Annotated in this window: 8 protein-coding genes and 1 pseudogene; 7 read left to right on the top strand and 2 right to left on the bottom strand. The window is 71.0% G+C overall.

Annotated elements, in window-relative coordinates; translation table 11 throughout:
* Positions 1–620 (bottom strand): annotated as a pseudogene (locus VLK61_RS10015) (substrate-binding domain-containing protein); the annotation flags it as partial.
* Between the two features lie 144 nt (positions 621–764).
* On the opposite strand from VLK61_RS10015, the gene VLK61_RS10020 reads away from it, so the two are divergent.
* Both VLK61_RS10020 and VLK61_RS10025 read left to right on the top strand, forming a co-directional pair.
* On the top strand, positions 765–1,442 hold the full coding sequence (locus VLK61_RS10020) for a response regulator transcription factor (RefSeq protein WP_325420714.1): 678 nt from the start codon (positions 765–767) through the stop codon (positions 1,440–1,442).
* Positions 1,429–2,808: a sensor histidine kinase gene (locus tag VLK61_RS10025; RefSeq protein ID WP_325420716.1), complete on the top strand. Its 1,380-nt coding sequence runs from the start codon at positions 1,429–1,431 to the stop codon at positions 2,806–2,808. Before VLK61_RS10020 ends, VLK61_RS10025 begins: the two co-directional genes overlap by 14 nt.
* A 66-nt stretch (positions 2,809–2,874) precedes the next feature.
* Here the strand turns inward: VLK61_RS10025 and VLK61_RS10030 are convergent, their stop codons facing one another.
* Positions 2,875–3,750: a DMT family transporter gene (locus VLK61_RS10030; protein ID WP_325420728.1), complete on the bottom strand. Its 876-nt coding sequence runs from the start codon at positions 3,748–3,750 to the stop codon at positions 2,875–2,877.
* A gap of 165 nt (positions 3,751–3,915) precedes the next feature.
* On the opposite strand from VLK61_RS10030, the gene VLK61_RS10035 reads away from it, so the two are divergent.
* The 5 genes from VLK61_RS10035 to VLK61_RS10055 all read left to right on the top strand — a co-directional run.
* Positions 3,916–5,382 carry a PLP-dependent aminotransferase family protein gene (locus VLK61_RS10035; RefSeq protein WP_325420718.1) on the top strand — a complete coding sequence of 489 codons (1,467 nt, stop codon included), beginning with the start codon at positions 3,916–3,918 and terminating at the stop codon, positions 5,380–5,382.
* A gap of 14 nt (positions 5,383–5,396) precedes the next feature.
* Positions 5,397–6,671, top strand: coding sequence for a putative Na+/H+ antiporter (locus VLK61_RS10040; RefSeq protein WP_325420720.1), 1,275 nt, complete (start codon positions 5,397–5,399; stop codon positions 6,669–6,671).
* A gap of 100 nt (positions 6,672–6,771) precedes the next feature.
* The gene (locus tag VLK61_RS10045; RefSeq protein WP_325420722.1) at positions 6,772–7,662 is read left to right on the top strand and encodes a DUF4349 domain-containing protein; all 891 of its coding nucleotides are present in this window, start codon (positions 6,772–6,774) and stop codon (positions 7,660–7,662) included.
* A gap of 520 nt (positions 7,663–8,182) precedes the next feature.
* Entirely contained in the window at positions 8,183–9,061 is an 879-nt protein-coding gene (locus VLK61_RS10050) for an amidohydrolase family protein (RefSeq protein WP_325420724.1), read from the top strand.
* Positions 9,062–9,170: 109 nt separating this feature from the next.
* A partial coding sequence (locus VLK61_RS10055; RefSeq protein WP_325420726.1) for a hypothetical protein occupies positions 9,171–10,279 on the top strand: 1,109 nt, incomplete at its 3' end.

Consider the following 10,279-nt stretch of genomic DNA (forward strand, 5'->3'; position numbering starts at 1 on the left):
GCGCGGCCGGCGGCCACGCTGTCGAGCATGCCCTGCGTGTCGGCATGCAGTTCGGCGCGGCATTCGCCCAGCGCGCGCACCAACTCCCAGGCGCGCGGCGAGGCCATCGCATCGTGCGTGGCGATCAGGAAGCCGAGGCCGGCGCGTTCGATGTCGTAGGTGGCCACGCGGCCGCGGAAACGCGGCGGGTCGGCGCGCAGCAGGGCCGTCAGCGCGGCGTGGCTGCGCGGCACTTCGGCCGGCTGCAGCAGCTGGCGGTTGTAGGCCCAGCCCACCGGCTCGAAGGTGCTGCCATAGGCCTCCTGCTTCCACACCGCCCAGCGCGGCAGGCGCGCGGCATGGGCGCTGGCGTGCCGCGCCGCATGGCCGTCGTTGACCAGCTTGATCTGCTGGTCCATCGCCGAACTCCACAGCACATCGGCGCTGCGCCCGCCATCGGCCAGGAAGCGCTCGACCAGTTCGATGCTGCCGTACTGCAGGTAGTCGACGCGGGTGCCGGCATGGCGGCGCTCGAAGTCGTCGATCAGCGGCTGCACCACCGGTTGGTCGGTGGTGGAGAACACACGCACGCGCGGCCCGGGTGCCGCGCGCACGCCGGCGCTCCCGAGCAAGGCTGCCACCATCGCTTCTCGTCGTCTTGGCACGCTGTGGATTCCGATCCGCTCCGTCCCGCCTGCGGAGCGCGTCGCGGGGACTGTACGCTAGCGCCCGTGCCGGATTGACCCTCACCCCGGCCGCCACCCCTGCCATCCCCGCCACCTGCCATGCGCATCCTGCTGATCGAAGACAACGCCGAGCTCGTGCTGACGCTGCGCCAATCGCTGGCCGCGCTGGGCATCGCCGCCGAGGCCTGCGGCGACGGCCACCAGGCCGATGCGCTGCTGCGCGAGCATGCCTTCGACATCGTGGTGCTCGACCTGGCGCTGCCGGGGCTGTCCGGGCTGCAGCTGCTGCGGCGGCTGCGCGAGCGCGGCGACAGCGTGCCGGTGCTGGTGCTCACCGCCAGCGGCGACACGCACGACCGCGTGCTGGGCCTGAACGCCGGCGCCGACGACTACCTGCCCAAGCCCTTCGACCTGGCCGAGCTCGAAGCCCGGCTGCGCGCGCTGTACCGCCGCCGCCTGGGCGCCGTGCACGCGGTGGTCCAGGTCGGCGGGCTGGCGTTCGACACGCTGTCGCGGCGCTTCTCGGTGAGCGGGCGCCACATCGACCTGCCGCCGCGCGAACACGATCTGCTCGAATCGCTGATGGCGCACCCGGGCCGGCCGGTCAGCAAGCTGGCGCTGGCGCAGCGCCTGTGCTCGGCCGATGCCGTGCTCAGCCACGATGCGCTGGAGGTCTACGTGCACCGCCTGCGCCGGCGGCTCGACGGCAGCGGCGCCGCGATCCACACGCTGCGCGGCCTGGGTTACGTGCTCGAAGCCGACGATGCGCCTGCGTAACCTGCTGCTGCGCTGGCTGCTGATCCCGACACTGCTGCTGTGGGCCGCCGGTTTTGCGCTGAGCTACCTGCGCAGCCTGGCCCAGGCCCACGAGGCCTACGACCGCACGCTGCTCGGCTCGGCGCTGGTGGTCAGCGAAAACCTGGCCGTGGCCGATGGCGAGGTGGTCGCCGACCTGCCCTATGCCGCGCTGGAGATGCTGCGCACCGACGCGCAGGACCGCATCTTCTACCGCATCGCCAGCCTGGACACCGGCAGCCACATCACCGGCTACGCCGACCTGCCGCCGCCGCCGGCCGTGCCGGCCGCCGAGCCGCTGTTCTACGACGCGGCGTACAAGGACCAGGCGGTGCGCATCGTGGCGCTGCGCACCACGCTGCCCGAGGGCGGCGCGCAGCGCCAGTTGCTGGTGCAGGTGGCCGAGACGCTGGACGCCCGCCACCAGCTGACGCGCCGCATCGTCAGCGAAGCGGCCGCCGTGCAGCTGCTGCTGATCGCGCTGGCCGCGGGCCTGATCGCCTGGGGCGTGCGCCAGGGCCTGGCGCCGCTGAAGCGCCTGCGCAGCGAGGTGCGTGCGCGCGGCGCGCACGACCTGACGCCGATCGACACCCGCGCCGTGCCACGCGAGGTGGCGCCGCTGATCCACGCCATCAACACCCACACCGAGCGGCAGCGCCAGCTCGGCGAAGCCCAGGCGCGCTTCGTCGCCAACGCCTCGCACCAGTTGAAGACGCCGCTGACCGTGCTGCGCGCCCAGGTCGACCATGCGCTGATGCAGACCGAGCTGGCGGCGATGCGCCAGGTGCTGACGCAGCTGAACGAGACCACCGACGCCACCGGCCGGCTGGTCGGCCAGCTGCTGGCGCTGGCGCGCAGCGAGCCCGGCCGCACGCTGGAGGTGACGGCCTTCGACCTCACCGAGCTGGCCCGCGACGCCACCTTCGAGCTGCTGGCGCTGGCCAGAAGCAAGCGCATCGACCTCGGCTTCGAAGGCGCCGATGCGGTGCCCGTGCACGGCGAGGCGGTGCTGCTGCGCGAGCTGGTGACCAACCTCGTGCACAACGCCCTGACCTACACGCCCGAGCATGGCCGGGTGACGGTGACGGTGGCCCAGCACGACCAGCGCGCCGTGCTGACCGTGGTCGACAACGGCCCCGGCATCGCCCCGTCCGAGCGCAGCAAGGTGCTGGAGCGCTTCTACCGCGCGCCGGGCACCCAGCCGCAGGGCAGCGGCCTGGGCCTGGCCATCGCGCAGGAGATCTGTGCCCGCCATGGCGTGACGATGACGCTGGGCGAGGTGCCCGGCGGCGGCAGCGGCCTGTGCGTCGCGCTGCTGTGGCCGGCCCAGGACCCGGCGCCCACCTGAGCGCCGGTTGGCGCACAGCCAACACGGACGCTCCCCGCCAACGCGACGGCGCCCGGATCGCCAGCGTCAGCCCCGCCGCAGCGTGCCGACGCCAATGCCCAGCAGGATCAGCGCCAGCGCACCCAGCAGCGGCGCACCGAGCGGCTCACCCAGGGCCAGCGCCGAACACAGCGTGCCGCACACCGGCACGCCCAGCAGGCCCAGCGAGGTCGTCGTCGCCGGCAGCGCGCGGCTGACGATGCCCAGCGCCCAATGCGCCAGCGCAATGCCGAACAGCGCACCGTAGAGCAGCATCGCCACCAGCTCGGCATGCCACGCGATGCGCGGCACGCCTTCGACGTGCAGCGCCAGCGGCAGCAGCAGCGCACTGGCCAGCAGGGCCTGCCAGAACACCAGCTCGAAGGGCGGCGTCACCCAGGTATGGCGGCGCACCACCAGGATGCTGGCGGCCCAGCACAGGGCGGCCAGCAGCACCAGGGCGTTGCCGAGCACGGCGCGCTGGTCCTGCCAGTCGAAGCTCAGCGGATTGAAGATCAGCAGCAAGCCGGCCAGCCCCAGGCCGACACCGACCAGCCGCCGCCGCGTCAGCGCTTCGCCGAGCAGCAGCCAGGCCCCCGGCAGCACCCACAGCGGCGTGGTGTAGGCCAGCACCACGGAGCGCCCCGCCGGCACATGCTGCAGCCCGATGCTGGCCAGCACGGAGAACGCCGCCATGTGCAGCAGGCCCACGCTCAGGATCACCGGCAGGTCGGCCCTGCGCGGCCACACCAGCCGGCCGCGCAGCCCGCAGAACACCAGCAGCGCCAGTGCACCCAGCGCCGAGCGCAGCGTGACGATCCAGATCGGTGGCAGGTACTGCAGCAGGGCCTTGCCGATCGGCCAGTTGATGCCCCAGGCGAGGGCCACGGTGGCGAGCAGCAGCAGGGCATGGCGCGGGTGCAGAGGCGGGTGGGGGTGCGGGTGCGGGTGGGGGTGCGGGCCCGGGTGCGGACGAGGGTGCGAAGCGGCGTGATTCACAGCAGGGCGAGCAGGCGAAGGGTGCGGCCACGGTACGGTGGCCATGGCACCATGCCAAGATCCAGCACCTGACTCATTTTTGGGGCCACGATGGATTTCGCACTCCTGCTCTCCGGCGGATCCGGGCCATCGACCGGCATGCCGCAGTCGCAGCAGCACCGGCTGTACACCTGCTTGCGTACGGCCATCCTGAGCGGCCGTCTCGCCGCGGGAACGCGATTGCCGTCCTCGCGCACGCTGGCCCGCGAACTGGCGGTGGCGCGCAACTCCGTGCTGCACGCCTACGAGCGGCTGGACACCGAAGGCTTCGTCGCCGCCACGCGGCAAGGCACGGTGGTGGCGCACGCCCGGATCGCCGAGGCGGCTGGTGCGGCGCCCGAACTGGGCATGACGCCGGGCAAGACGCCGCACCCGGCGCGCCGGATCGCGACGCCGCCCGACGCGGGCACTGGCGCGGACGACCTGCTGCCTTTCCGCACCGGCATGCCCGCGCTGCGGGAGTTTGCGCTGGCGCCCTGGCGGCGCTGCATGAACCGGGCGTGGCGCCAGGTCGGCGCGGGCCAGCTGGGTTATGCCGCACTGGGTGGCCACGCGGGATTGCGCAGCGCCATCGCCGAGCATGTGCGCGTCTCGCGCGGCGTGCTGTGCGAGGCCGAACAGGTGCTCATCACCGCCGGCTCGCAGAGTGCGCTCGATCTCTGCGCGCAGCTGCTGGCCAGTCCGGGCGACAGCGTGTGGCTGGAAGACCCCGGCTACCAGGGCGCCCATGCGGCCTTCGCGGCGGCCGGCCTGCGGCTGGTGCCGATCGGCGTCGATGCCCATGGCCTGGCCCTGCCGGCGCCGGACAGCCGCGCCGCGCGGCCGCGGCTGATCTATGTCACGCCCTCGCACCAGTACCCGCTGGGTGCGGTGATGAGCCTGACGCGCCGCCTGGCGCTGATCGAACGCGCGCGAGCACTGGGCGCGTGGATCATCGAGGACGACTACGACAGCGAATTCCGCCACCCCGGCCCGCCGCTGCCGGCCGTGCAGGGCCTGAGCGCCGACGCGCCGGTGATCTACCTCGGCACCTTCAGCAAGACGCTGTTCCCCGGGCTGCGCCTGGGCTTCATGGTGCTGCCGCCGGCGCTGGTGCAGGTGCTGCAACAGGCGGACGGTGGGCTGGCCTTGCACGGCCGCGTGGCCGAGCAGATGGCCACCGCGGACTTCATCACCAGCGGGCACTTTGCGCGGCACCTGCGCCGCATGCGCATGCTGTACGCCGAGCGAGGCGATGCGCTGCGCACGGCACTCGGGCGACACCTGCACGGCGTGCTCACGGCATCCGCCGGCGCCGGCGGCATGCACCTGTCGGTGCGGCTCGATGTGCCGGTCGCCGACGTCGCGGTGGCCCGCGCCGCCCGCGCGTCGGGCCTGGCGCTGCGGCCCTTGAGCCCGCTGTGCCTGCGGCAGTCAGAGCGCCACCGCTACAACGGCTTCGTGCTCGGCTACGGCGGCATGCCGGCGGCGCAGATGGACGCGCTGGTCAGCCGGCTGGGCGAGGTCATCGCCGGGTGATACTCGATCGGATCATGGAGATCCTTGCCGCCGTCGTCTTCGCCCTCGCGCTGCTGCACACCTTCTCGGCCAAGCTCTTCGAACGCCTGGCCCACCGGCACGCCCGCCACGCCGGGCTGCTGCACCTGCTGGGCGAAGTGGAGGTGGTGTTCGGCTTCTGGGCCATCGTGCTGGTGGCGCTGATGGCGGTGATGCAGGGCGGCGCCACGGCCGTGGCCTATGCCGAATCGCGCCAGTACACCGAGCCGCTGTTCGTCTTCGTGATCATGGTCGTCGCCGGTTCACGGCCGGTGCTCGAGGCGGTGCGCTGGATGGTGGCCGGGCTGGCGCGGGGGCTGCCGGTGCCGGGCGCGCTGGCCCAGAGCTGGCTGTGCCTGGCCCTGGTGCCGCTGGCCGGCTCGCTGATCACCGAGCCGGCCGCGATGACGCTGGCCGCGCTGATGCTGGCACCGCTGGTGTTCCGGCCCGGCATGCCCGAGTGGCTGAAGTACGGCGCTTTGGGTGTGCTGTTCGTCAACGTGTCGATCGGCGGCACGCTGACCTCCTTCGCGGCGCCGCCGGTGCTGATGGTGGCCGCCACCTGGCACTGGGACAGCGCCTTCATGGCCGCTCATTTCGGATGGAAGGCCGCCATTGCCGTGGTGCTCAACGCCAGCGGCATCACCTGGCTGATGCGCCGGCACCTGCGGGGGGAGCAGGCGCCGGCAGCACCCGGCGCAGGCGCGGGCACGGCTACGGGCACGGCTGCGGGTGCGGCACCGGTGCCGCCGCTGGTGATCGCCATCCACCTGGCTTTCCTGGCCGCGGTGGTGGCGTTTGCGCACCACCCGGTGATCTTCGGCGGCCTGTTCCTGATGTTCCTGGGCTATGCGCAGGCCTACCAGCGGCATCAATCGCCGCTGATCCTGAAAGAGGCGCTGCTGGTCGCCTTCTTCCTGGCCGGCCTGGTGGTGCTGGGCGGGCTGCAGCAGTGGTGGCTGCAGCCCATCGTGTCCAGCCTGCAGCCCACGGCGCTGTTCTTCGGCGCGCTGGGCCTGACGGCGATCACCGACAACGCGGCGCTGACCTACCTGGGCTCGCTGATCACCGGCATCTCCGACCCGGCCAAGTACATGCTCGTGGCCGGCGCCGTGGCCGGCGGCGGCCTGACGGTGATTGCCAACGCCCCCAACCCGGCCGGCGTGACCCTGCTCAAGCAGGGCTTCGAGGACGAATCCATCGGCGCCGGCGGGCTGCTGCTGGGCGCGCTGCTGCCCACCGCGGTGGCCGCGGCGATGCTGTTGATCTGAGATGCCGTGAATGCCGCGCACGGCAGGCCCGCGCAGGTCGCCAACCCCCTACTCGGCCGTGCCGCGTAGAACCCGCTGTCCCCACTCACCCGACATTGCCATGCGCCTTGCCCTGTTGCTCGCCATCCTGCTCGCACTGAGCGCCTGCAGTTCGAAGTCCGAAGAGCCGGTGGCCGCCGGCGCACCGCCTGCCCCGATGGCCGCGGCCCCGCGTGCCCATGCCGGCGCGCCGCTGGCCAAGGCCGAGCGTTCGCAACAGGCGCCCTCAGCCGATGCCGGCGCTGCGGCCGATGCAACGGTCAGACGCTACCTCGCGGTGCGCCACGAGCTGCACCTGCTCACGGCGGCCGATGGTGTCGAAGCCGCGTGGAAAACCGCCACCGACGCGTGCAACGCCGCGGGCTGCGAAGTGCTGAACGCCAGCATCAGCCGCGACGACGAGCGCCGCCCGGCCAGCGCGTTGCTGGAAGCGCGGGTGCCGCCGGCCGCGCTGGCGGCCTTTCTCGCCCAGGTCACCGCGCTCGGCACCGTGGGCCAGCACAGCACCCGCTCGGAGGACAAGACCGACGAAGTGATCGACACCGAGGCCAAACAGAAGAACACCGCCGAGTTCCGCGACAACCTGCGCAAACTGATGGCCACACCGAACGCCAAGCTGAAGGACCTGATCGAGGTCGAGCGTGAACTCACGCGCGTGCAGAGTGAACTCGACAGCCTGGCCACACGCCGCAAGCTGCTGGCGCAGCAGACCGAGAAGGTGCATGTCACGCTGCAGTTCAGCGCCCGGCCATCGGTTCTGGACGGCGGCGCCTGGTCGCCGGTGAAACAAGCGCTGCAGCGCACCGGGCATGTGCTGGCCGGCAGCATCGCGGTGATGATCGAGGTGATCGTCGCGCTGCTGCCCTGGGCGCTGGTTCTGGCGGCGGCGTTCTTCGGGCTGCGTGTGCTGTGGCGTCGCAAGAGCCGCCGTGCGGCGACGCCGCCAGTCTGAAGCTTCGATCGTTGCGTGCTGCGATGCTTGTTGAGCGACTGTGGCCTTCGGTGATGGCGGCTTGCGGCCCGATGCGGCCGTTCGGTTGTTGTTCTGAGAGCCGACATTCGATTGTTGAGTCCTCGGGAGTGGCCGGGATTTCGTCCCGGCGGCCGACCTACTTTCTTTGCTGGTGCAAAGAAAGTAGGCAAAGAAAGCACCTGAACGTCCATCCGTGCCTCCGTGCTGGAGTGACGGAGGCACAAATGAACGTTTGGGTTTTAAGGCCTTCTTTGGTTACTTTCTTCGGCCAGGAAGAAAGTGACCCGCCTGCCGGGGCGGAATCCCGGCGCAGTGCAACGAGGATTCACCGGCCAAGGCAAGACAGAACAGACGTCCGCTTCCAGCAACCACCAAAGACCGCAATGGGCCGACTGCAGCCACACGCAAGTGCACCAAGGTTTCATGCGTCCCGGGTGGCGCACAGCGCAATGGCGCAACTGACATGATCTCGCCAGCGCGCCTTTGCGCCCTCGCGTTGATGGCCACCGTCCTGGGCTGCGCCGCGACGGCGCCGCCGCATCCAGCCGCCGCGGCGCCCGCCGCCCCACCGCCGATCCCGTTCATCGATGCCCACGTGCACCTGAACGACGAAGCCATGCAGCTCGACCTGATGCAGCGCCACGGCGCCGAACGCGCCATCGTGTTCTGGGGCCGCAACAGCAGCAACGAGTCGATTGCCGATGCCGCACGGCGCCTGCCGCAGCGCTTCATCGCCTTTGCGACGATCTCGCCGGAACGAGCGGCCTACCGCCGCGCCTGGGAGACACAGGATGCGGCGCTGCTGCAGACGCTGGACGACCTGCTGGCCAGCGGTCGCTTCCAGGGCATCGGCGAAGTCTCCGCGGTGCACTTCCCATCGCCCGGTTTCCCCGAGGCCGACCACGACCCGCTGGGCCCGATGATGAGCGGCATCATGGCGCTGGCGCGCAAGCACCGCGTGCCGGTTCTGCTGCACATCGAATGGACGCGGCTGCGCGAGTTCTCGCAGCTGCTGGCGAACTTTCCCGATGTGCCGGTGATCTGGGCCCACGGCGGCTACACGCCGCTGTTCATTGCGCAGCGCCTGCTGGCGCAGCACCCGAACCTGACCTACGAGTTGAGCGCGCGCACCTGGCCGCGCCATCCGCGATCGCCGGACTACACCATCCTGCGCGACGGCGAGCAGGTCTGGCCCGAGTGGCTGGCGCTGATCGAAAGCCAGCCGCAGCGCTTCATCGTCGGCACGGATGCCAGCCACCGCTCGCGCGACAGCGAGGAGATGAAGTTCCGCAGCGTGCAGTCCTTCCTGCGCCAGCTGAGCCCCACCACGCGCGAGTGGGTGGCGCGCGGCAACTTGCTGAAGCTGCTGGCGCGCTGAGCCTGTGTCAGAGGGATGACGTACCGCGCCGCGGCATCCCCTGAATTGCCGTTGACGCGCCGCGCTGCCTGCGGTGCCATGGCGCACCCATCCTGACAGGGAGCCCGTCATGAGCATTCGATTCGCCGGCCCGGGAGACGATGTCTACCTGCGCGACCTGAACGACCCGAGCAAAAAGCTCAAGCAGATCCTGTGGGGCGACTTCCTCAATGTGGTGGAAGAAACGCCGGACCTCTTGAAAGTCAGCTGGGGCAAGGACAAGACGGGCAACCCGGTGCACTTCTGGGTGCGCCGGCAGGACACGCAGGCCGAGCGGCTGCTGGAGCTGGTGTTCGTCGATGTCGGCCAGGGCGACGGTTGCCTGCTGGTCGTGCCGCTGGCCGATGGCAGCGAGCGCCTGATGCTGGTGGACGCCGGCGAAGGCGACAACATGCTGCGCTTCCTGCTCTGGCGCTTCGGCAAGTTCAGGAACGATTTCCACTTCCATGCCGCGGTGATCACCCACCCGGACCAGGACCACTACCTGGGTTTCCAGAAGCTGTTCGAGCTGCCGACGGTGCATGTCGACAACGTCTATCACAACGGCATCGGCGAGCGCCAGGGCGCCGACCCGTTGGGCCCGCTGGATGCGGCGCGCCGGCATCTCGTCGACCTGGTGGCCAGCCATGCCGATGCGCAGGCGCTGTACGGCGGCGCCATCGACCAGGGCGGCAAGCGCTACGCCCGGCTGATGCGCACCGCGCTGCAGAGCGGGCGCGTCGGCAACGTGCAGATGCTGTCCACCGCCACCGCGCTGATCGAGAACGGCCGCGCCTGGATGCCCGGCTTCAGCCCGGCGACCAATGCCGACGCGACGATCGAGGTGCTGGGCCCGGTGGTCGAGCCCGATGCCGCCGGCCAGCCACGGCTGAGGACATTCGGCGCCAGCATCAGCGCGCCGGCGATGGACGTGGGCAAGACCAAGAACGGCCATTCGGTGCTGCTGCGGCTGAGCTACCGCGGGCTGTCGCTGCTGCTCGGCGGCGACCTGAACCGGCCGGCCGAAAATTTCCTGCTGCGGCACTACGCCGGCATCGCCGCCGGCCAGCCGCTGTCCGCCGCGGTGCAAGGCGCACGCGCGCGCTTCCAGTCCGATGTGATGAAGAGCTGCCACCACGGCGCCACCGATGTCACCGATGAATTCCTGCAGGCGGTGAACCCCTTTGCCTTCGTCGTCTC

This window comes from Aquabacterium sp. (assembly GCF_035476535.1).
Classification (GTDB): Bacteria; Pseudomonadota; Gammaproteobacteria; order Burkholderiales; family Burkholderiaceae_C; genus Pseudaquabacterium.

What these genes read in the sequence shown, in the direction of transcription:
- VLK61_RS10020 (WP_325420714.1), top strand. Translation starts at nt 765, where the DNA reads ATGCGCATCCTGCTGATCGAAGACAACGCCGAGCTCGTGCTGACGCTG.
- VLK61_RS10025 (WP_325420716.1), top strand. Translation starts at nt 1,429, where the DNA reads ATGCGCCTGCGTAACCTGCTGCTGCGCTGGCTGCTGATCCCGACACTG.
- VLK61_RS10035 (WP_325420718.1), top strand. Translation starts at nt 3,916, where the DNA reads ATGGATTTCGCACTCCTGCTCTCCGGCGGATCCGGGCCATCGACCGGC.
- VLK61_RS10040 (WP_325420720.1), top strand. Translation starts at nt 5,397, where the DNA reads ATGGAGATCCTTGCCGCCGTCGTCTTCGCCCTCGCGCTGCTGCACACC.
- VLK61_RS10045 (WP_325420722.1), top strand. Translation starts at nt 6,772, where the DNA reads ATGCGCCTTGCCCTGTTGCTCGCCATCCTGCTCGCACTGAGCGCCTGC.
- VLK61_RS10050 (WP_325420724.1), top strand. Translation starts at nt 8,183, where the DNA reads ATGGCCACCGTCCTGGGCTGCGCCGCGACGGCGCCGCCGCATCCAGCC.